This window comes from Pseudomonas putida (assembly GCF_028682455.1).
Lineage (GTDB): Bacteria > Pseudomonadota > Gammaproteobacteria > Pseudomonadales > Pseudomonadaceae > Aquipseudomonas > Aquipseudomonas putida_AA.
In genome coordinates, this window is record NZ_JANHLD010000001.1 from 1,545,704 (window position 1) to 1,568,436 (window position 22,733).

Genomic DNA, 22,733 nt, shown 5'->3' on the forward strand with positions numbered 1-22,733 from the left:
TAGCGGCCTGGCCAGTGGTGTGCACGGCGTGTTGCATTCTTCGCTTCCGGTGCCTGGCATCGGGAGCGATGAACACGCCGCGCGTATCTATGAGGTTGGCTGTCTGTCTCGCCTGAGCGGTTTACCGCAAAGGCAGGGCAGGCTCCCAACCTCTAGTTTTATCTGGACGGTCAACGGGGCCGATTCCCTGTTCTGCCCAAGAATTCGCAAGAACCAGTTCCCCCAGAGCCACTGAAGAAGGTAGGAAACCGTGAACCCGGTAATCAAGAAATTCCAGTTCGGTCAATCGACCGTTACCCTCGAGACGGGCCGTATTGCTCGTCAAGCGTCCGGCGCCGTATTGGTCACCGTCGACAACGATGTCACCGTGCTGGTGACCGTGGTCGGTGCCAAACAGGCCGATCCAGGCAAAGGCTTCTTCCCCCTGTCCGTTCATTATCAGGAAAAGACCTACGCCGCCGGCAAGATCCCTGGTGGTTTCTTCAAGCGTGAAGGCCGTCCTTCCGAGAAAGAAACCCTGACTTCGCGTCTGATCGACCGTCCGATCCGTCCTCTGTTCCCAGAAGGCTTCATGAACGAAGTGCAGGTCGTCTGCACCGTCGTTTCCACCAGCAAGAAGACCGATCCGGACATCGCTGCGATGATCGGTACCTCGGCTGCCCTGGCCATCTCCGGTATTCCGTTCGAAGGCCCGATCGGCGCCGCGCGCGTTGCTTTCCACGAGAGCACCGGCTACCTGCTGAACCCGACCTACGAGCAACTGGCTGCCTCGAGCCTGGACATGGTCGTTGCCGGTACTTCCGACGCCGTACTGATGGTTGAATCGGAAGCCAAAGAACTGACCGAAGATCAGATGCTGGGTGCGGTCCTGTTCGCCCACGACGAATTCCAGGCTGTGATCCAGGCTGTCAAAGAGCTGGCCGCCGAAGCTGCCAAGCCGACCTGGGAGTGGAAACCGGCTGTTGCCAACACCGAACTGCTGAACGCCATCCGCGCCGAATTCGGCGAAGCCGTTTCCCAGGGCTACACCATCACCGTCAAGGCCGATCGCTACGCGCGCCTGGGCGAGCTGCGCGATCAGGCGATCGCCAAGTTCTCCGGTGAAGAAGGTCAGCCTTCGGCTTCCGAAGTCAAAGAGATCTTCGGTGAAATCGAATACCGCACCGTTCGCGAAAACATCGTCAACGGCAAGCCACGTATCGACGGTCGCGACACCAAGACCGTGCGTCCGCTGAACATCGAAGTTGGCGTGCTGCCAAAAACCCACGGTTCGGCCTTGTTCACCCGTGGCGAAACCCAGGCCCTGGTCGTTGCGACCCTGGGTACTGCCCGTGACGCGCAGCTGCTCGACACCCTCGAAGGCGAGAAGAAAGACCCCTTCATGCTGCACTACAACTTCCCTCCGTTCTCGGTGGGCGAGTGTGGTCGCATGGGCGGTGCTGGCCGTCGCGAAATCGGTCACGGCCGTCTGGCTCGTCGTTCGGTCCAGGCCATGCTGCCTGCCGCTGACGTCTTCCCTTACACCATCCGCGTGGTATCGGAAATCACCGAGTCCAACGGTTCCAGCTCCATGGCTTCGGTCTGCGGTGCTTCCCTGGCTCTGATGGACGCCGGTGTACCAATGAAGGCGCCTGTTGCCGGTATCGCCATGGGCCTGGTCAAAGAAGGCGAGAAGTTCGCTGTTCTGACCGACATCCTCGGTGATGAAGACCACCTGGGCGACATGGACTTCAAGGTAGCCGGTACCGCCAAAGGTGTTACCGCGCTGCAGATGGACATCAAGATCAACGGTATCACCGAAGAGATCATGGAAATCGCCCTGGGCCAGGCCCTGGAAGCGCGCCTGAACATCCTCGGCCAGATGAACCAGATCATCGGTCAGTCCCGTAGCGAACTGTCGGAAAATGCTCCGACCATGATCGCGATGAAGATCGACACCGACAAGATCCGTGACGTTATCGGTAAAGGCGGCGCGACCATCCGTGCCATCTGTGAAGAAACCAAGGCCTCGATCGACATCGAAGACGACGGTTCGATCAAGATCTTCGGTGAGACCAAAGACGCCGCTGAAGCTGCTCGTCAGCGCGTTCTGAGCATCACTGCAGAAGCGGAGATCGGCAAGATCTACGTTGGTAAGGTCGAGCGCATCGTTGACTTTGGTGCCTTCGTCAACATCCTGCCTGGCAAGGACGGTCTGGTTCACATCTCCATGCTGAGTGATGCTCGCGTCGAGAAAGTGACCGACATCCTCAAGGAAGGTCAGGAAGTCGAAGTACTGGTACTGGACGTGGACAACCGCGGCCGTATCAAGCTGTCGATCAAAGACGTTGCAGCGGCAAAGGCATCGGGCGTCTAAGCTTGATGTGTTGAAAAAAGGACCCTCAGGGTCCTTTTTTTATGTCTGCAGGAAATACCTTGCGGACTTGCATCTTGCATGCAGGATTTTCACCGGGCTTGCAAAATGCACGATCCCGGTTGTTTGCTTGATTCGTAACTTGTTGATTTTTAAGGATTTATATCATTGCAAAAACTGGCACAGCCCCTGCAATGGTATTCATACCCCTGCTGCCAGGACTTAAGGCGCAGACTTTTCGAAAAACAGGAGTGTCTCGTATGAAGAAGTTCGCTATTGCTGCCGCTACTGCCACCGCCCTGACCCTGACCCTGGCTAATGCGGCATTTGCCCAACAGGCTACTCAGGCACCGCTGACCGTTGCTGCCGGTGAAATGACCGAGGCAAAAGAGGCGACCTCCGATACCTGGATCACTACCAAGGTCAAAGCTGACCTGATGACTGAAAAAGGTGTCCCTGGCACTGACATCAAAGTTGAAACCAACAAGGGCGTGGTTTCCCTGTCTTCGGACGTGACGCTGACCGATTCGCAGAAAGACATGGCAGTGGCCATTGCCAAGAAAATCAAAGGCGTGAAGGCCGTATCGGCTGATGGCCTGAAATCCGAATAAACAGGAAGTTTGTCCCGACTCGCAGACCCCCAAAGGTTCATGCGAAAGACCAAAAGGACTTGGTCACTCAAAGCCCCGGCACTGGTTGCCGGGGCTTCTTTATGGGCTCGCTTCTACTCGGCGTCCAGGTGCATCGGTGTGATCACGCGACCGTCCGGCTCCGCCTGGCCGAGGCTTGCGTCAATGAAATACACCCGGTCATCTTCCAGCTTGGCCTTGTCGACCAGATAGTCCTTGATGCTGCTGGCCCGCGCTTGGCCGAGCTGGCGCAGCAGCAAGGCGCTTTCGGCCCACGACTTGAGCACCGCGTCACGCAACTGAGTGGTGCGCTGTTCACGATCCAGTTGCTCCCACTCGGCGGGTGGTTGCTGTTTCAAGCGGGTACGGTAGATGCCTTCGAGCATGGCCGGTTTGTCGCCATCGGGCACCTTCAGGTCCGAGGCCTGGGCGGGTACTTTGTCGCCGCGGCGTTGGAGGATCTTGTAGTAGGTGCTTTGGTATTCGCGCTCCAGGCGCTGCTGGGCAATCAACGGGCCGTCGCTGCTCTGGGCACTGGTGCCTTCGATCTCCAGGCGCAGGGCCGGGCGCTCCTTGAGGGCGGCTGCCAGTTTGTCCAGGGCACCCTGGGCGTCAGGCGCGAGATCACTGGAGCCGGCCGCAAAGGCCACGCTGCCGAGGTCCTGGGCATCGCCACCACTGATCAAGCCGCCGATGAACTTGAACGGCGCCTGGGCTGCGCGCAGTACCAGGTTGCGCAGCGTCTGCCAGACAATCGGCATGACGCTGAACTGCGGATCGTTCAGGTCACCTGTAACCGGCAGTTCAATGGAGATCTTGCCTTCGGTGTCCTTGAGCAGCGCCACGGCCAGGCGAATCGGCAGGTCGACTGCATCCGGGCTGTCGACTTTCTCGCCCAGTTGCAGTTGCTCGACCACCACTTTGTTCTCGGCCTTGAGCCTGCCCTGGGTAATGATGTAGTGCAGGTCGATATTGAGACGGCCCTTTCGGATGCGGAACCCCGCGAACTTGCCTGAGTAAGGTGTCAGGGTGGTCAGCTCGACGCGCTTGAAGCTGGTAGCGATATCCAGGCTTGCCATCGGGTCGAAGGGATTCAGCGCGCCTTTGATGGTCACTGGTGCGTAACGATCGACCTTACCCTTGATATCCACCTTGGCCGGCTTGGGTTGGCGGTTGTCGATGGTGCCGATCTGGCCGTTGAGCTGCTGAATGGCCGTGGCAAAGTTGGGCGTCAGGCTGAAGTCGGCAAAGTTGGCTGAGCCGTCGTTGATGTCGATGGCACCGATACGTATGCCCAACGGCTTGTCGCTGCTTGCTGCAGGCTTACTCTTGGCCTGGGTTTGAGCCGTGGCCGGTTGCGGGATCAGCAGGTCATCGATGTTGGTGGTGCGATCTTCGTTGATCATGAAGCGCGCGTAGGGCTGCTTCAAGGTGACCTTGCCGATGCTCAAGGCATCGCCGTGCCGGTACGACACCGTATCCAGGTTCAACTGCTGCCATTTGACAAAATCCCGGTCCTTGATGGTGTCGAGAGTATGCAGCTGGTTGACCTGAGCCTTGCCATCGATGGTGAAGGCCAGCGGCTCGACGCTCTTGAGGTTGACGTCGAGGTCACTGCCCAGCATGCCACTGCGCAGCTCCAAGCGGATGTAGGGGCTTATATAGGCCTGGGCAACGCGCAAGTCGATGTCCTGGGTGCTCACCTTGAGCCGTGCTGTGACCGGCGCCAGGTTGACCTCACCGGCTGCCTGGAGCTTGCCTTGCTTGCCAACACCGGTATCGAGCTTGAGGGTGAAGGGCGACTGGTTGAGACTGTCGAAGTTCTGCAGGTCCAGATTCAGAGGGCCAAGATCGAGCGCGACTGGCTCTTTCTGGGAGCGGTCGGCCAGGTGAACCTGGTAGTTGCGCAACTGCACGTCCTTGAGCAGGACTTGCCAGGGTTTGCTCGGTGCTGCAGGCGCGGCGTCTTGCTCGGCACTCGGCTCGGCAGTTGCAGGCGCGGTCTTCTCTTGCGGGGTGGCCTTGGGGGGCTGGCTGGCGAACAGCTTCTGCCAATCGAGTTGGCCGTCCGACTCCAGGGCCGCCCAGGTTTCCAGCTGTTCGCTGCGAATCTTGCCGACGGTGACCAACTGCTTGGCCAGGTCGACGGACGTTTCGCTCACATCCAGGCGCGCCAGACGAGCCAGCGGGCGCCCATCCGGGGTCTTGATGGCAAACGGCGCGATACTGACAGAGGTGTTGTCGAGCAGCAGTTCGGTTTCCTTGGACAGGTTCAGCGAGTAGTGGGTGTCGAGGCTCAGCACGCCTTCTTCCAGCACCAGCGGGACGGCATCGCGGACGTAGGGCCAGAAGGCCTTCATCTTGCCGTCAGTGATCTTCAGGGTGCCTTCAGAGGCGATGGGAATCAGGCTGAACGTACCGCTCCAGTCGATACGCCCCCCGTGCGGGCCGATGGCCACCAAGGTCATGTCGGTACTGTCTTCGGGCAGGGTGCTGAGGTTCTTCAGTTCCAGATTCATCGAGTCGTAGAGAAACTCGATCGGTTCGCTGGGGCGAAGGTCCTCGAAGTGCAGGTAACCCTCACTCAGTTTGATGCTGCCGATGCGTACCGGGAAAGGGTCGCTCGGCGGCTCCTCGGGCTTGGGTTCGCTGGCGGGTAGCTTGAACAGTTGGGTTAGGTTAAGGCTTCCATCCTTGGCAAACAGTACTTCGGTGCGGGCCTTGTCCAGCTCGATACCGTCCAGGTGCAGCGCACCGGACCACAGGCTGTCGAGCTGCAGGTTGGCATAGAGGCGCTCGAAGCCGACCTGTTCCTTGCCTGGCTCGCCAATCTGCAGCCCCCAGAGAGTCAACTCCAGGCTGAACGGGTTGAGCTCTATACGCTGCAGATGGGCCGGCACCGTAGCGTAGTTGGCCAACTGCTGATTGGCGATACGCAGGGCCACCCCTGGGAGAATCAGAAAGCCAAGCAGGCTGTACAAGGCCACTGCGGCCAGCATGGCGCCGAGGGCGCATTTCAATCCTTTGGGCATGTGCGACGTCGTCTGTCTCGAACGGGAGTGCTTGGAGTATGGCACGTAAAATCGGTTCCGAAATTACTCCAGAAATAAGCGAAAAAATCTTTCAGAGCTGAAGAATCAAGGTCTTGAGCGGCGATTGGCCGTCCTGCGACGGAAAGTCGCTGGCGGGTTTGAGGACCTGCCAGTCACGTACGGGACGCCCATTTTTTTCGGCGCAACGCAGTACCTGGTCGCGCCAGTCCTCGAGACTGACCTTGGCCAGATTGTTACAGCAGATCAGAACGCCATCCTTCGCGGTGCTGAGCAGCGCAGGCTTGAGCAGGCTCTGGTAGTCGCGCAGCAGGTCGACGGTGCCGAAGGCGCTCTTGGCCCAGGCGGGGGGATCAAGAAAAACCAGGTCGAAGGTGCGCTGTTCGAGGCGAGGGTAGGCTGGCAACTTGTGCCCGCGGCGCTGGCTGACAGGTAGCCCGGCAAGCTGGCGGATGGCCGGAAAGTAGTCCGACTGAATGAATTCCATGGGCAGCAATTGTGGGTTGAGGGCATTGTTTTCCTTGCCCACCGCCAGATTGCCTTCGGAGAAGTCCAGGTTGCACACTTCACGGGCACCGCCTGCAGCAGCGCTGAGGCCGACACCACAGGTGTACGCGAACAGGTTGAGTACACGTTTGCCGGCACTGTGCTGCTTGACCCAGCCGCGCGCATTGCGCAAATCGAGAAACAGCAGTGGATCCTGGCCCGCATGGCGGCCACGTACCCGGTAGTTCAGGCCCCATTCGTGACCGACGTGATCGGCCAGGGCGGCTTCGCTTGGCTGGTACACCGGGTCGCGGCGGTCGATACGGCTGTTGCCTTGGGAGCGGTCGTTGTACACCAGCAGCAACTCGATACCCAGTTCTGCCTCGATCGCCGCGTGAAGGGCAAGCAGGGTATCGGTGTCCAGTGTCTGGTGAAAACTCTGCACCAGCAGCTGCGGGCCATAGCGGTCGATGGTCAGGCCGCCGGCGCCCTCCTGGCTGCCATGAAACAAGCGATAGCAATCGGTGCCTTGGGCATGCAGTTCGCTGAGAAGTCCCTTGCGGGCATCGAGGGCGGCGCGCAGCGCCTGATTCAAGAGGGACATGCACGTAGCCTTGGTTTGGGGCGTGCAGTTTACCAGCAGAAAGCGCGGGAGGGGCCGTTGCAGCCCCTCCTGCGGTGATCAGCGTTCGATCGCCAGGGCTACGCCCTGACCGCCACCGATGCACAGGGTGGCCAGGCCTTTCTTGGCATCGCGCTTGATCATCTCATGTAGCAGGGTAACCAGCACACGGCAGCCCGAAGCGCCGATCGGGTGGCCCAGGGCAATGGCTCCGCCGTTGACGTTGACCTTGCTGGCATCCCACGCCAGTTCCTTGCCGACCGACAACGCCTGGGCGGCGAAGGCTTCGTTGGCTTCGATCAGGTCCAGGTCGGCCAACTGCCAGCCGGCCTTGTCCAGGCAGCGCCGAGTGGCACTTACCGGGCCGATGCCCATGATCGCCGGGTCGACACCAGCGTTGGCGTAGGCCTTGATCCGGGCCAGCACCGGCAAGCCCAGTTGCTGGGCCTTGGCGGCACTCATCAGCATCACTGCCGCGGCACCGTCGTTCAGCGACGAGGCATTACCGGCCGTGACAGTGCCGTCCTTCTTGAAAGCAGGCTTGAGTTTGCCCAGGGACTCGGCAGTGGTGCCGGCACGAGGTTGTTCGTCGATGGCAAAGGCAATCGGGTCGCCCTTGCGCTGGGGGATCAGGATTGGCGTGATCTCGTCGACGAAGCGACCTGCCTCGATGGCCGCTGCGGCTTTCTGCTGGGAGGCGGCGGCGAAGGCGTCCTGGTCTTCGCGGCTGATGCCGTACTTGTGCACCAGGTTCTCGGCTGTGATACCCATGTGGTAGTCATTGAAGGCATCCCACAGGCCGTCGCTGATCATAGTGTCGATCAGCGTGCTGTGGCCCATGCGCAGGCCGGTGCGCGCACCGGGCATCACATAGTTGGCCAGGCTCATGTTCTCCTGGCCGCCGGCGATGATGACGTCGGCATCACCACAGCGGATGGCCTGGGCGGCCAGGTGCAGTGCCTTGAGGCCAGAGCCGCAGACCTTGTTGAGCGTCATGGCGGGTACGGCGTGGGGCAAGCCTGCCTTGATCGCGGCCTGGCGGGCGGGGTTTTGCCCAGCTCCGGCGGTCAGTACCTGGCCGAGGATAACTTCATCGACCAGCTCGCCGTCGACGCCGGTCTGGGCCAGTAGCTGGCGAATCACGGCAGCGCCCAGGTCAACGGCAGGAATAGTGGCCAGCGCTCCCTGGTAGCTACCGACAGCGGTACGGGTGGCGGCAACGATAACGACATCTTGCATGGCGCAGGTCCTCACTCTTATTCGATTTGGTGTCAGAACAGCACAGGCCTCCAAGGGCCTTGATAGGCCGCCATGGTGGCATAGATGCCAGGGGTACCGCCAACGGCGAACTGCCCGGTCGTGCTCAGCCGAGCCCCATGCGCCGCCGGGCCCGTTGCAGCGATCCATCGCGCATGGCCCAGCGCAGCACCGGGGCAGTGGCGTGGATGCCCAGGCGGATCAGGCGTCGTTGCAGGGGAGGCTGCCGCAGCTCGAGCAGGTCACTGGCCCAAAGGGGTAACAGATCAATGCCGGCACGCAGCATCAGGCTGCCCATCGGCTGGGCCAGGCGACTGGGCGCCGGGGCATCGAGCAACACCTGAACCACTTCATGGCTGCGCCCATCGCAGTACAACTGTGGGCGCATGCCCAGCAGGTAGTCGGTCACCTGCTGGCGGGAGCGGGGTACATCGCGGGCTCCCAGGCGTTCGGCAATCAGGGCGATTTGAGCGTAATAGGCATCCTGCTCGTCCAGCGGCATGTGCGGGTTGCGATAGCGCAGGTGGGCGGCGAGAAAACTGCTGACTTCAGCCACATGTACCCAGGTCAACAGGTCCGGGTCGCTGGCGGCGTAAGGGCGCCCGTCTGCAGCGTTGCCCACGACCTGAAGGTGAATGGTGCGCACCTTGTCGATCAACCAGTCGGCGTCGCGGGTAGAGCCAAAGGTGGTCCCCGAGATGAACTGGCTGGTGCGTCGCAGGCGCCCGAGCAGGTCTTGACGGAAGTTGGAGTGGTCCCATACACCCGCCAGGGCCAGCGGATGCAGCAATTGCAGGAGCAAGGCACTGATACCGCCGACCAGCATGCTGGGGAAATCTCCGTGCACACGCCAACTTATGCTGTCCGGGCCGAACAGGCCGGGATCGCCCTTGGGGGTCTCGAGGTCCAATTGCCCCAGGGACAAGCCGGTGAGGCTCATCACCTGGGTTTCGATACGGCGGCGAATCGCTTCCATGGCTACCTTGTGGCGTGGCAGCCGGGAGAGGCTACCGCTTACTGGTTGAGGCGCTTGTCGATCAAGCCCTGCACCACACTGGGGTCGGCCAGGGTCGACGTGTCGCCGAGGTTGTCGAGTTCATTGCAGGCGATCTTGCGCAGGATGCGGCGCATGATCTTGCCTGAGCGGGTCTTGGGCAGGGCCGGGGCCCACTGGATCAGTTCCGGCTTGGCGAAGCTGCCAATTTCCTTGCTGACCAGGGCCAGCAGTTCCTGTTTGAGCGCATCGTCCGGGGCGACGCCGTTCATGGGCGTCACGAAGGCATAGATACCCTGGCCCTTGAGGTCGTGAGGGTACCCGACTACGGCCGCCTCGGCGATGGCATCGTGCAGCACCAGCGCGCTCTCGACTTCGGCGGTGCCGATCCGATGTCCGGAGACGTTGATCACATCATCGATGCGACCGGTTATCCACAGGTCGCCATCGGCGTCGCGACGGGCGCCGTCACCGGTGAAGTAATAACCTGGCAACGGTTTGAAGTAGGTCTCGATCATGCGTTGATGATCGCCGTACACACTGCGGATCTGGGCGGGCCAACTGGCTTTGATCGCCAGCATCCCGCTCCCGGCGCCTTCGATCAGCTTGCCCTTGTCGTCGAGCAGCACGGGTTGCACGCCGAACATGGGTTGGGTCGCACAACCGGGCTTGATGCGTCGCGTACCCACCAGCGGGCTGATCATGATGCCGCCGGTTTCGGTCTGCCACCAGGTGTCGACAATGGGGCAGCGTTGCTCGCCCACCGCCTCGAAGTACCATTCCCAGGCTTCAGGGTTGATGGGTTCGCCCACGCTGCCGAGCAGGCGCAGGCTCTGGCGCGAGGTGTCCTTCAACGGGCCTTGGCCTTCACGCATCAAGGCGCGCAAGGCGGTGGGGGCGGTGTAGAAGATGTTCACCTGATGCTTGTCGACCACCTGCCAGAAGCGCGAAGCATCGGGGTAATTGGGCACGCCTTCGTACATCACGGTGATCGCACCGTTGGCCAGTGGCCCATAGACGATATAGCTGTGACCGGTAACCCAGCCCACGTCAGCGGTGCACCAGAACACTTCACCGTCGCGGTAGTCGAACACCGTCTCGAACGTCATGGCCGCTTGCAGCAGGTAGCCGGCAGTGGTGTGCATAACCCCCTTGGGTTTACCGGTACTGCCGGAGGTGTAGAGGATAAACAGCGGGTCTTCCGCGTCCATTGGCTCGGGCGGGCAGTCGGCATCCGCCTGGGCAATGGCTTCGTGGTACCAGATATCGCGGCCTTCGCTCCAGTCGACAGCGCCACCGGTGCGCTTGATTACCACCACGCTGCTCACATTGGGGCAACTGGCCAGGGCCTTGTCGACGTTCTTTTTCAGGGCGATGGTCTTGGCGCCGCGTACACCTTCGTCCGCAGTGATTACCGTGCGGCAGTCGGCGTCGAGAATCCGGTCACGCAAGGCATCGGGCGAGAAACCGCCAAACACGACCGAGTGGATCGCGCCGATTCGGCTACAGGCCAGCATGGCGTAGGCGGCCTCGGGGATCATCGGCATGTAGATGCACACCCGATCACCTTTTTTAACGCCACGCTGCTTGAGCACATTGGCCAGGCGGCTGACCTTGTCGTGCAGCTCGCGGTAGGTGATCAGGCTGGAGTCGGCCGGGTCGTCACCTTCTCGAATGATCGCGACTTGATCGGCGCGGGTGGCCAGGTGACGGTCGATGCAGTTGTAACTGACATTGAGTTGCGCCCCTTCGAACCAGCGTGCCTGGCCGGTCTTCATGTCGCTGTGCTGGACACTGCCGAAGGGTTTTATCCAGTCCAGGCGCTTGGCCTGTTCTGTCCAGAAGGCATCGGGATCTTCTATCGACTGGCGGTACAGGCGTTCATAGTCGGCCGGGCTCAGTCGTGCCGCTTTGCTGACGGCGTCGGCATGGGGATATGCGCTGATATCGAACATGGCGGGGTCCTGTTCTGCTTGTTTTAGTCAGAAGCCTTCCTGGGGAGGGCTCCTGCAACAGTGTCAGAACAGTGTAGCCGCTACCCCTGGCCGTGTTCGTTCGACCAGGGGCAGCGCAGTCGGGTTCAACCGCGGTGGCGGCTGCGGAAGAAGTTGATCAGGCCTTGGGTCGATGCGTCTTCGGCGGGCTCTTCGATGCCTCCGGTCAGGCGCTGATAAACACCTTTGCCCAGCTCCTTGCCCAGCTCAACACCCCATTGGTCGAAGGCGTTGATACCCCAGATCACGCTCTGCACAAACACTTTGTGCTCGTACATTGCAACCAGCGCACCCAGGCGACGAGGGCTGATGCGCTCCACCACCAGGGTGTTGCTCGGACGGTTGCCCGGGATAACCTTGTGGGGCGCAAGTTTCTGGACGTCCTCTTCGGCCATGCCCTTGTCGCGCAGTTCGGCCTCTGCCTCGGCGCGGGTCTTGCCGAGCATAAGTGCCTGGCTTTGCGACAAGCAGTTGGCGTACAGCCATTGATGATGGTCGGCCACCGGATTGAAGCTGACCACCGGAACGATGAAGTCGGCCGGGATCAACTGGGTGCCCTGGTGCAGCAATTGATGGTAGGCGTGCTGACCGTTGCAGCCCACGCCGCCCCAGATCACCGGGCCGGTATCGTGGTTGACCGGCGTGCCGTCCTGGCGAACGCTCTTGCCATTGGACTCCATGTCCAGCTGTTGCAGGTGTTTGGTGATGTTGCGCAGGTAGTGGTCGTAGGGCAGGATCGCATGGCTCTGTGCGCCCCAGAAGTTGCCGTACCAGACGCCCAGCAGGGCCAGCAGCACCGGCATGTTCTGGTCAAATGGTGCGTTCTGGAAGTGCTGGTCCATGGTGTAGGCACCCGACAGCAGTTCCTTGAAGTTGGCAGTGCCGATGGCCAGGGCGATCGGCAAGCCGATCGCCGACCACAGCGAGTAACGTCCACCCACCCAGTCCCACATCGGGAAGATGTTCTCTTCGCGAATACCGAAGGCCACAGCGGCCGCCTTGTTGCTGGACACGGCGATGAAGTGCTTGTACAGCTCGGCTTCCGAGCCACCCTGGGCCAGGTACCAGCTGCGCGCCGCCTGGGCGTTCTTCAGGGTTTCCAGGGTGTTGAAGGATTTCGATGAAACGATGAACAGCGTGGTTTCGGCGCGCAGCTTGGCCGACAGCTCGTGGAACTCGCTGCCGTCGATATTGGCCAGGTAGTGGCAGCGCACACCGCGCTGGGCGTAAGGCAGCAAGGCTTCCGATACCAGCTCGGGGCCGAGGAACGAGCCGCCGATGCCGATGTTCACCACGTCAGTGATCGGCTTTTCGCTGTAGCCGCGCCACAGGCCGTCATGGATGCGGCCAACCAGCTCGGTAACCTGGTTCAACACCTTGTGCACTTCGGGCATCACGTTGACGCCGTTGACGTTCAACTTGTCGCCCACTGGACGGCGCAGGGCGGTGTGCAGCGCAGGCCGGCCTTCGGAGGCGTTGAGGATTTCACCGGCGAACAGCGATTTGATCGCGTCCTGCAAGCCGACTTCGTTGGCCAGGTTGACCAGCAAGTCGCGGCTCTGGCCATTGATCAGGTTTTTCGAGTAGTCGAGAAACAGGCCGCAGCAGCTCAGGGACAGGTGATTGAATCGTTGCGGGTCGGCGTTGAATGCATCGCGCATGCTGAAGTCCTGCATGGCTTCGCGGTGTTGCTGGAGCGCCTTCCACGCGGGCAAGGTCGTTACATCATGAGGGGTGCGGTAGTACGCCATCGCTGCAGGTTTCCTTATTGCTTGAACTGCCTTGGACACTGGGAAAAGCGACCCGTTTGCAGGCCGATGGCAATATATGTCATCGGCCTGCAAACGGGCTGACCTTAGGCCAACTGGACAGGAATGGCATTGCTGGTGTGGCTCAGTTCGTTGCCTGGGGCCATGTAGAGCATGCGGGGCTTGAAGTTGACCAGCTCGGCTTCGCAGTAGTGAGCATAGGCACAGATGATCACCCGGTCACCGACCTTGGCCTTGTGCGCGGCAGCGCCGTTGACCGAGATCATCCGCGAGCCTTCCTCGCCGCGAATGGCATAGGTGGTGAAGCGCTCGCCATTATCAACGTTGTAGATCTGGATCTGTTCGTACTCATGAATACCGGCCAGGTCCAGCCACAGGCCGTCGATGGCGCAGGAGCCTTCGTAGTCGAGCACCGCGTGAGTGACTTCGGCGCGGTGCAGCTTGGCCTTGAGCATGATGGCGTGCATGGGATTCCTCTTGCGGGATCTTTTACTGGTCGTCGAGGTTCAGGTGCAAGTTGTCGATCAGACGAGTGGCACCCAGAAACGCAGCCGCCAGAATCACCAGGTCGCGATCATCGGCGGTGGCCGGACGCAGGCTGATTGCCTGGCGGACTTCCAGGTAGTCGGGGCGAAAGCCGGCAACGACCAGTTGTTCCTGGCTGCTGGCGATCAGGGTCGGGTAGTCCCGCTCGCCTTGCTCGATCGACGCGGCCATTGCACTCAGCACGCGATACAACGCCGGCGCAGTGGCGCGTTGCGCCTCGTTCAGGTAGCCGTTGCGCGACGACAACGCCAGGCCATCGTCGGCGCGTACGGTCGGCTCGCCGATGATCTGGATCGGCATGTTCAGGTCGCGCACCAGGGCGCGGATCACCGCCAATTGCTGGAAGTCCTTCTGACCGAACACGGCCAAATCCGGCTGCACCATGTTTAACAGCTTGCTGACCACGGTCGCTACGCCTTCGAAGTGCCCCGGGCGACTGGCGCCGCACAGGCCTTCAGACACGTTTGGAACGCTGACCCTGGTCTGGCCGGCCATGCCGTCGGGATACATCTCTTCGACGCTGGGCGCGAACAGCAGGTGGCAGCCTGCCTGGAGCAGGGTCTCCTGGTCGGCGGCGAGGGTACGGGGGTATTTGTCGAGGTCTTCGCTGGGGCCGAACTGCAGCGGGTTGACGAAGATGCTGGCGACCACGAAGTCGGCACGTTGCGCAGCCTTGGTCACCAAGGCCGCGTGGCCGCTGTGCAGGTTACCCATGGTCGGCACGAAGCCGATGCGCTTGCCTTCACTGCGCGCGCGCGCAACGGCGGCGCGCAGTTCGCGGACGGTCTTGACTGTATTCATGCACTGAACCCGTGTTCGCTGCCTGGGAAGCTGACGTCCTTGACCGCTGCTACGTAAGCCTGGAGTGCACCCTGGATGTCGCTCTGGCCGACCATGAAGTTTTTCACGAACTTGGGCACTCGGCCAGTCAACGACAGGCCCAGCATGTCGTGCAGCACAAGGACCTGACCGTCGGTGGCGCTACCCGCGCCGATGCCGATCACCGGAATGCTCACCGCCTGGGTGATTTCCGCGGCCAGTTCGCTCGGCACGCATTCGAGCAGCAGCATGGCAGCGCCGGCCTGTTCCAGGGCGATGGCATCGGCACGCATCTGCCGGGCCTGGCTTTCCTGGCGGCCCTGAACCTTGTAGCCGCCAAGAATGTTGACTGCCTGCGGCGTCAGGCCCATGTGGGCGCACACCGGTACACCGCGCTCGGCCAGCATGCGAATGGTATCGCCCAGCCAGGCGGCTCCTTCGATCTTGACCATGTGGGCACCGGCCTGCATCAGGGCGCCACAGTTGGCGAAGGCCTGGTCGGCGGTGGCATAGGCCATGAAGGGCAAGTCGGCGAGGATCAGTGCGCCGTCGTTACCACGCTTCACACAGGCAGTGTGGTAGGCCATGTCGGCGGTACTGACGGGCAGGGTACTGTCATGGCCCTGCAGGACCATGCCCAGGGAGTCACCCACCAGCAATATTTCCACGCCGGCACGGCTGGCAGCCTGAGCAAACGTCGCGTCATAGCAGGTCAGCATGGTTATTTTCTCACCCTTGGCCTTGAGGCTTTGCAGGGTAGTCAGGGTTACTTCTGGCATGAAAAGGAATCCTCGTTCAGGCGCTGTGAAAAACGACTGCGTACAACGCGTGTATTCATCTTCTGGAACAGCACATCATCGATTGTGGTGTTTTGGTTACGACCTGTTCCAGGCCTATATACGCCTTTTTGTGGCGCGCAGGCGCCACGGGACGCTTATAGTCGTGAGGGTGGGGGCTGAAGTCAATTACCCTGTTACCGCATTGTTACGAATGCACTGTTACGGGCGTTACCGCGTGGGGGAGGGCCCGGCTACAGGCGCTCCAGGCCGACGAACGGGCAATCTGCCAGCAGCTCGGACAGTACGCGTCCGTCGGCCAGCAGAAAGTCATCCGGGACCAGCTCGGCCAAGGGATAAAGGACGAAGGGGCGGGCCTGCATGTGGTAATGCGGGACTTTGAGGCGGGGAATGTCGATCACCTGGTTGCCGTACAGCAGGATATCCAGGTCGAGGGTGCGTGGGCCCCAGCGCTCCTTGCGCTCGCGACCCTGGGCGGCCTCGATGGCCTGCAGGCCGTCGAGCAGTGCCAGGGGGGGCAGTTGGGTGTCCAGGGCGGCGACAGCATTGGTGTAGTGCGGCTGGCCGGGTGACAGCGACTCGCTGCTGTAGAAGGCCGACACCGCCGCTACCGTCGTTCCAGGCAATTGCTGCAGCGCGTTGACCGCGCTGCGCAGTTGCTCCTGCGGTTCATCCAGGTTGCTGCCCAGGCCGATGTACACACGCTCCATGCTTATTCGCCCGCGGCGTCGGCACGTTTGCGCTTGCTCGGGCTGCGCTTGCGTTTGCGTGGGCCGGCAGCGGCGCCTTCGTCCCGATTGCCCAGCTCACGAATCATCTCGCGTCGCTCGGTGTCGTTGCACTCCTGGTAGTCGGTCCACCATTGGCCCAGGCCATCGGTTTCCTCGCCAGCGCTTTCACGCAGCAGCAGGAAGTCGTAGCCGGCGCGAAAGCGCGGGTTGTCCAGCAGCAGGTCGGCACGTTTGCCGCTGCGCCGTGGCAGGCGCTCCTGCATGTCCCAGATCTCGCGGATCGGCAGGGTGAATCGCTTGGGGATAGCAATGCGCTGGCATTGTTCGGCGATCAGCTCGTGGGCCGCTTCGTTCATGGCCGGGATTGGCGGCATGCCACGGCTCTGCAGGCGCAATGCGCGACCTGGCAGGGCCGGCCAGAGCAGGGCGGCGAACAGGAAAGCCGGGGTAACCGGCTTGCCCTGCTTGATGCGCAGGTCGGTGTTGATCAGCGCCTGGCTGATCAGGGTGTGGGTATAGGTCGGATGTTCTTCCAGGGCCTCGGCGCTGGCCGGGAACAGTGGATCGAACAACTGCAGGTCGACCAGCATCTCGAAGGTATCGGCGGCGTAGCCGGAGAGGAACAGCTTGAGCGTTTCCTCGAACAGGCGAGCGGCCGGGATTTCACGCAGCATCGACGCCAGGTCGCGAATCGGCTGCACGGTGTGCTTCTCGATGCCGAAGTTCAGCTTGGCGGCAAATCGCACGGCACGCAGCATCCGCACCGGGTCTTCCTGGTAACGCTGGGTCGGATCGCCGATCAGGCGGATCAGGCGATTGCGAATATCGTGTACGCCATTGGCGTAGTCGAGGATGCGCTCGCTGACCGGGTCGTAGTACAGGGCGTTGATGGTGAAGTCGCGGCGTTGCGCATCTTCTTCCAGGGTGCCATAGACGTTGTCGCGCAGAATTCGCCCGCTCTCGTTACGTGACGAGGTGTGGCTGTCTTCTGCTTCGCTTTCCGGATGGTTGGCGCGGAAGGTGGCGACTTCGATGATCTCACGTCCGAAATGGATGTGAACCAGCTTGAAACGGCGGCCAATGATGCGCGCATTGCGAAACTCGGCGCGGACTTGTTCAGGCGTGGCGCTGGTGGCGACGTCGAAGTCCTTGGGGGTGATCCCCAGGAGTTGGTCACGCACGCAGCCACCCACCAGGTAAGCCTGGTAGCCAGCATTTTGCAGGCGCTCGACGATGCTCACCGCATGACGACTGAATTGGCCACGTTGCAGCGAGTGTTGACCGCTATTGATCACTTCAGGCGTGGTGCGCTTGTGGTGCGGACCACGTACGGGAGGACGGAACGACTGGAACAGCTTCTTCAGCATGGGATGCACTGTTTGAAGGAATGTTCGGCCAAAAACGAAGAATGGCCGCATGATGGCCGGGGATTCTAGCATTTACTGGGCAGATGGTGTAGGCGGTAGCAAAACGAGGGGGTGGAGCGAGGGGAGAAACTACAAGGGGAGCCGAAGCTCCCCAAGAAGTAGTTGCGTGCTCTTATTGTTTTTTTGCCGGGCTTCTTGTTTTTGTTGAGTGCCCTATCCACAAAACGCAAAGCTTGTGGACGATCTCCCTAACCGGGATTCAAGAGCAAACGGATTGCTTTGGTCGCTGATGTTGCAATGATCTTGCGATCCAACCAGTTCAGGCCCTGCTTGAGTGCAGTTTTTATTGTTCTCTGCCTGGTTGTGGGGCAAGCCCCAAAAACAACTCCTCTCCAAAAGAATCAGTTAGCTGCGCCTCCGCCGTCTTGTTCTTATTGTGCGTGAGCCGATTCGTCTTATTTTTATTGTCTTTTGCAGTGCTTGTTATTGTTCTTGTACCGAACATATAGCAGGTGCCGTGCCAACTTTTGCAAACCCCAGTAAAACAAGGGGTTGGAGGGGGTTGGGGGCCTTGGCAGGGCGAAAAAAAACCGGGGCTTCGTTACCGTAAGCCCCGGTTTTTGTTACGAGATTGTGGCGAGGTAACAGTTTGTCGCAACGTGACAGTGTTACCGCCGCGCACCCGCGGTGACAGCTGAAAGGTATCAGCTGTCGCTGGTCGCACCGCTCTTGCGCCGCGGGATACCGAGGCGTTGACGACGCTCCCACAGGCACTTGCGGCTGACCCCCAATTTGCGCGCCAGCTCGGTTTCCGTCATGTGGTCCTGGTGTTCGAGTACGAAGTGCTGGAAGTAGTCTTCCAGGGACAGGTCCTCGGTGGGTTCGTGGCTGGTGTTGTTGGTCGTACTGCCGCTGCCTGGCAGGCTCGCGAACGGTTCATCGTCGTCCAGGTCGCTCAGCTCGATGTCGATGCCCAGCAGGTCGGCGGAAATTTCCGGGCTTTCGCACAGAATCACTGCGCGCTCCACCGCGTTCTCCAGCTCCCGGACGTTACCCGGCCAGGAGTAGTGACGGATGGCCTGCTCTGCGTCATGCCCAAAGCGCAGGTCGTTACGACCGATGCGTGCACTCTGGCGGGCGAGGAAGGCGTTGGCAATTTCGTTGACGTCGGCGCCGCGCTCGCGCAAGGCGGGTAGCTTGAGGGCGATGACGTGCAAGCGGTAATAAAGGTCTTCACGGAACTGCCCGACCTTGGCCAGGTTCTTCAGGTCCCGGTGCGTCGCGGCGATCAGGCGCACATCGACCTTTTGCGACTGTACCGAGCCGACCCGGCGGATCTCGCCTTCCTGCAATACCCGCAGTAGGCGCGCCTGGGCTTCCAGGGGCAATTCGCCGATCTCGTCGAGGAACAAGGTGCCGCCGTCGGCAGCTTCGACCAGGCCGGCGCGACCGGCGCTGGCGCCGGTGAAAGCGCCCTTTTCGTGGCCGAACAGTTCCGATTCGATCAGGGTTTCCGGGATCGCCGCGCAGTTCACCGAAATCATCGGCGCCTTGGCCCGGCGTGAAAGATTGTGCAGGGCTCGGGCGACCAGTTCCTTACCGGTGCCCGACTCACCCTGGATCAGTACATTGGAGTCCGTGGGCGCCACTTTGCGGATCTTGCCGTACAGGTCCTGCATCGGTGGGCAGGAGCCGATGATGCCGATCTCGCCGTTGGCCGCAGTGCTGGTGCCTTTGTCTGCCGAGGCAGCCTTGCCGTTGCCACGGGCCTCGGCAGGGATCGCCGGGGCGTTCTGGCGGTCGCGCAGGATACGCGCCACGGCCTGGAGCATTTCGTCATGGTCGAACGGCTTGGCGATGTAGTCCACCGCGCCCATCTTCATCGAGTCGACAGCCGAACGCAGGCTGGCGTAGCTGGTCATGATCAGCACCGGTGTACCCTGGCCGAGCTTGATCAACTCGGTGCCCGGGGCGCCGGGTAGGCGCAAGTCACTGACAATCAGGTCGAAGGTGGCAATGCTGAAGCGTTCCTGGGCTTCCTGAACCGAGCCGGCCTCGCTGACCTGGTACTGGTTCCGCTCGAGCAGTCGACGCAGCGCCGAGCGGATGATGGTTTCGTCTTCGACGATCAGAATGTGCGGCATTGATTCAATTCTCTCGACGGTCTCAGTTCACAGCGGACGTCGCTACGACATGACGCGGCAGGGTCACTCGGATCCGGGTGCCGCGCTGGCTCTGGGTATCGGCCGGGCTGTCGATGGTGATTTGTCCATAATGCTCTTCCACGATGGAATAGACCAGAGCAAGCCCCAGTCCGGTACCTTCGCCCGGGTCCTTGGTAGTGAAGAAGGGTTCGAACAGCCGATCCATGATGTTTTTCGGAATACCGCTGCCTTCGTCCTCGACGATCAGGTCGACGGTATGCTCGCTGGCTTCGCTCTTGACCCGCACGGCACTGCCGGCAGGCGAGGCGTCGCGGGCGTTGGAGAGCAGGTTGATGAGCACCTGGGCCAGGCGTTGCGGGTCGCCGTCGACCCAGTGTTCGGGATCGCACAGGTTGAAGAACTGTACTTCGAAATTGCGCCGGTTCAAGGCCAGCAGACCGATGGCGTCCTGTGCCACTTCGGCCAGGCATACCGGCTCGTCGCTGTGCTGGTGGCTGCCGGCATGGGCAAAGCTCATCAATGATTGAACGATGCGCGAGATACGCTTGGTCTGCTCCAGGATCTGGCTGCTCAGTTCGGTAATCTCGCCATCGTCCTCCCGTTCTTCGCGCAGGTTCTGGGCAAGGCAGGCGATCCCGGTGACCGGGTTACCGATTTCGTGGGCGACGCCAGCGGCCAGGCGACCGATGCTGGCCAGGCGCTCGGAGTGCACCAGCTTGTCTTCCAGGGCCTGAGTTTCAGTGAGGTCCTCGACCAGTATCACCAGGCCGCTGTTGCCTGGTGCGAGGGGCTCGTCGATGGCGGCCTTGTGCAAGTTCAGCCAGCGGGTCTGGCCATCGAGCCCAAGGCGCTGCTTGTGCAGGTGTTCGTCGGGGACGTTGATAAAGCCCAGCAACAGCCCGCGCCAGGGTTCGCCGATGGTGGTCAGCCGCGAGCCGACCACGCGCTTGGCCGCAATGCCGGTGAGCTCCTCCATGGCTTTGTTCCACATCAGGATTTCCTGGTCCTTGGCCAGCGAGCAGACGCCCATGGGCAGTTCCTGCAGGGTCTGGCGGTGGTAGCGACGCAGGGCATCCAGCTCGGCGGCAAGGCCGGTCAGGCGCGAGTGGTAGTCTTCCAGGCGGCTCTCGATGAAATGGATATCTTCGGTGACATAGTTTTCGTTACCGGACTTGTAGGGGAGGAAGGTCTCGACCATGTCCTGGGCAACGCTGGGGCCCATCAGGCCAGACAGGTTGGCTTCGATCCGATCGCGCAGGCGGCGCAGTGCATACGGGCGACGTTCATCGAAGGGCAGGTACAGGTCGCGCAGGGCCTGCTCCACTTCCTTTTGTGCTGCCTTGGCTCCCAGGGGCTTGGCCAGCTGCGTGGCGAACTCCTGGGGGGATGCGGCATGCAGCTCGCGCCGCTGGGGCCGACGCACGTTGTCCACGGCGCAGGCTTCGGCAGCGCTGACCTCTTCGCTGCTGGCGTTGGTGAACAGCGAGATCAGGGTGAACAACAGCACGTTCGCTGCCAGCGAGGCGATGGCCGCCATGTGCCAGCTGGTGTCGTCGAGCACGTAGATCATGTTCAGCAGCGGGATGTAGAAGCCCTGCAGGTTGCCCACCAGCGGCAGCAACATGGTCACCATCCACACCAGGATCCCGGCCAGCAAACCGGCGATGAACCCGCGCCGGTTGGCGGTGGGCCAATACAGTACCGAGAGGACGCCGGGCAAGAACTGCAGAGTGGCAACGAAGGCGACAATGCCCAGGTTGGCAAGATCCTGCTGGCTGCCCAGGGTCAGGTAGAAGCCGAAACCTGCGGCAATGATGGCGACGATCAAGGCCCGGCGGGTCCACTTCAGCCATCGATAGATGTTGCCCTCGGCGGGTGGTTGGTACAGCGGCAGTACCAGATGGTTGAGGGCCATCCCCGACAAGGCCAGGGTGGTGACGATGATCAGGCCGCTGGAGGCGGAGAGGCCACCGACATAGGCCAGCAAGGCCAGCGCCTGGTTGTTGGCGGCGATGCCCAGGCCCAGGGTGAAGTATTCGGGGCTGGTGCTGGCGCCCATCTTCAGGCCAGCCCAGAGAATCAGCGGCACCGCCAGGCTCATCAGCAGCAGGAACAGGGGTAGGCCCCAGCTGGCGCTGACCAGCGAGCGCGGGTTGAGGTTCTCGGTAAAGGCCATGTGGTACATGTGCGGCATGACGATGGCCGAGGCGAAGAACACCAGCAGCAGGGTGCGCCACGGACCTTCCTGCAATGGCGTATGCAGTGCGGCCAGGGCGGTCTGGTTCTGCAGCAGCCAGACTTCCAGCTGGTGCGGACCACCGAACACGCCATAGAGGGCGTACAGGCCGATGCCGCCCAGGGCCAGGAGCTTGATCACCGACTCGAAGGCTATCGCGAAGACCAGGCCTTCGTGCTTTTCCCGCGTGGCGATGTGCCTAGAGCCGAAGAAGATGGTGAACAGGGTGATCAGCGCGCAGAAGGCCAGGGCCACCCGGGCCTTCACAGGCTCACCGGTGAGGATGCTGATGGAGTCGGCCACCGCCTGGATCTGCAACGCCAGCAAGGGCAGCACGCCGATCAGCATGAACACCGTGGTCAGGGCGCCAGCCCAGGTGCTGCGGAAGCGGAAGGCGATCAGGTCGGCCAGGGACGACAGCTGATAGGTGCGGGTGATCTTGAGAATCGGATAAAGCAAGACCGGCGCCAACAGGAAGGCACCGGAAACCCCGAGGTAACAGGCCAGGAATCCATAGCCGTACTGGTACGCCAGTCCCACCGAACCATAGAAGGCCCAGGCACTGGCGTAGACCCCCAGCGACAGGGTGTAGGTCAGCGGGTGGCGAATGATCGAGCGCGGGATCATGCCGCGTTCGCTGACCCAGGCCACGCCGAACAGCACCAGCAAGTAGGCGGCGCTGATCAGGATCATCTGGGTCAGGCTAAAGCTCATCGGCATCACGTTGGCTCTGCAGGATAAAGGTCACGACGATCAGGATCAGCCAGAGCAGGTAAGGGCGATACCAGGCTCCGGTCGGCTCGATCCACCAGTCCATGATGGCCGGGGAGAACAGGTAGATCCCCACGACCAGAAGCAGGACCAAACGATAGATATACATGCTGGCCTCAAAGGTTAGGGCGCTGCTGCTTGGACTTA

General features: G+C 61.4%; 16 protein-coding genes. 2 read left to right on the forward strand and 14 right to left on the reverse strand.

What is annotated here, in order from left to right; genetic code table 11:
• Window positions 1–250 precede the first annotated feature (250 nt).
• On the forward strand, window positions 251–2,356 hold the full coding sequence (gene pnp / locus NPS58_RS07610; protein ID WP_274114801.1) for a polyribonucleotide nucleotidyltransferase: 2,106 nt from the start codon (window positions 251–253) through the stop codon (window positions 2,354–2,356).
• 257 nt (window positions 2,357–2,613) lie between these two features.
• Window positions 2,614–2,964, forward strand: coding sequence for a BON domain-containing protein (locus NPS58_RS07615; protein ID WP_274114803.1), 351 nt, complete (start codon window positions 2,614–2,616; stop codon window positions 2,962–2,964).
• A 113-nt stretch (window positions 2,965–3,077) separates the two neighbouring features.
• Here NPS58_RS07615 and NPS58_RS07620 read toward each other — a convergent pair whose 3' ends face one another.
• The 14 genes from NPS58_RS07620 to NPS58_RS07685 form a co-directional block, all read right to left on the reverse strand.
• Window positions 3,078–6,014, reverse strand: a complete 2,937-nt coding sequence (locus NPS58_RS07620) for a DUF748 domain-containing protein (protein ID WP_274114805.1) — start codon at window positions 6,012–6,014, stop codon at window positions 3,078–3,080.
• A 91-nt stretch (window positions 6,015–6,105) separates the two neighbouring features.
• On the reverse strand, window positions 6,106–7,122 hold the full coding sequence (locus NPS58_RS07625) for a class I SAM-dependent rRNA methyltransferase (RefSeq protein ID WP_274114807.1): 1,017 nt from the start codon (window positions 7,120–7,122) through the stop codon (window positions 6,106–6,108).
• Between the two features lie 78 nt (window positions 7,123–7,200).
• Window positions 7,201–8,379: an acetyl-CoA C-acetyltransferase gene (locus NPS58_RS07630; protein ID WP_274114809.1), complete on the reverse strand. Its 1,179-nt coding sequence runs from the start codon at window positions 8,377–8,379 to the stop codon at window positions 7,201–7,203.
• A gap of 124 nt (window positions 8,380–8,503) precedes the next feature.
• Window positions 8,504–9,373, reverse strand: a complete 870-nt coding sequence (locus tag NPS58_RS07635; RefSeq protein ID WP_274114811.1) for an oxygenase MpaB family protein — start codon at window positions 9,371–9,373, stop codon at window positions 8,504–8,506.
• Window positions 9,374–9,411: 38 nt separating this feature from the next.
• The gene (gene acs, locus NPS58_RS07640) at window positions 9,412–11,346 is read right to left on the reverse strand and encodes an acetate--CoA ligase (protein WP_274114813.1); all 1,935 of its coding nucleotides are present in this window, start codon (window positions 11,344–11,346) and stop codon (window positions 9,412–9,414) included.
• A 125-nt stretch (window positions 11,347–11,471) separates the two neighbouring features.
• Window positions 11,472–13,136, reverse strand: a complete 1,665-nt coding sequence (pgi, locus tag NPS58_RS07645; protein WP_274114815.1) for a glucose-6-phosphate isomerase — start codon at window positions 13,134–13,136, stop codon at window positions 11,472–11,474.
• Window positions 13,137–13,240: 104 nt separating this feature from the next.
• The gene (gene panD, locus NPS58_RS07650; protein ID WP_274114817.1) at window positions 13,241–13,621 is read right to left on the reverse strand and encodes an aspartate 1-decarboxylase; all 381 of its coding nucleotides are present in this window, start codon (window positions 13,619–13,621) and stop codon (window positions 13,241–13,243) included.
• A gap of 22 nt (window positions 13,622–13,643) precedes the next feature.
• A complete protein-coding gene (gene panC / locus NPS58_RS07655) occupies window positions 13,644–14,501 on the reverse strand; it encodes a pantoate--beta-alanine ligase (protein WP_274114819.1) in 858 nt (285 codons plus the stop codon).
• On the reverse strand, window positions 14,498–15,298 hold the full coding sequence (gene panB, locus NPS58_RS07660; RefSeq protein WP_274114821.1) for a 3-methyl-2-oxobutanoate hydroxymethyltransferase: 801 nt from the start codon (window positions 15,296–15,298) through the stop codon (window positions 14,498–14,500). Before panB ends, panC begins: the two co-directional genes overlap by 4 nt.
• Before the next feature lie 251 nt (window positions 15,299–15,549).
• Window positions 15,550–16,026 carry a 2-amino-4-hydroxy-6-hydroxymethyldihydropteridine diphosphokinase gene (folK, locus tag NPS58_RS07665; protein ID WP_274114823.1) on the reverse strand — a complete coding sequence of 159 codons (477 nt, stop codon included), beginning with the start codon at window positions 16,024–16,026 and terminating at the stop codon, window positions 15,550–15,552.
• A 2-nt stretch (window positions 16,027–16,028) separates the two neighbouring features.
• Window positions 16,029–17,414 carry a polynucleotide adenylyltransferase PcnB gene (locus tag NPS58_RS07670; protein ID WP_274114825.1) on the reverse strand — a complete coding sequence of 462 codons (1,386 nt, stop codon included), beginning with the start codon at window positions 17,412–17,414 and terminating at the stop codon, window positions 16,029–16,031.
• Between the two features lie 704 nt (window positions 17,415–18,118).
• Entirely contained in the window at window positions 18,119–19,558 is a 1,440-nt protein-coding gene (locus NPS58_RS07675) for a sigma-54-dependent transcriptional regulator (protein WP_274114827.1), read from the reverse strand.
• Between the two features lie 22 nt (window positions 19,559–19,580).
• Window positions 19,581–22,535 carry a sensor histidine kinase gene (locus NPS58_RS07680; protein ID WP_274114829.1) on the reverse strand — a complete coding sequence of 985 codons (2,955 nt, stop codon included), beginning with the start codon at window positions 22,533–22,535 and terminating at the stop codon, window positions 19,581–19,583.
• Entirely contained in the window at window positions 22,519–22,695 is a 177-nt protein-coding gene (locus tag NPS58_RS07685) for a hypothetical protein (protein ID WP_003250005.1), read from the reverse strand. The genes NPS58_RS07680 and NPS58_RS07685 overlap by 17 nt, the downstream gene beginning before the upstream one ends.
• Window positions 22,696–22,733 lie beyond the last annotated feature (38 nt).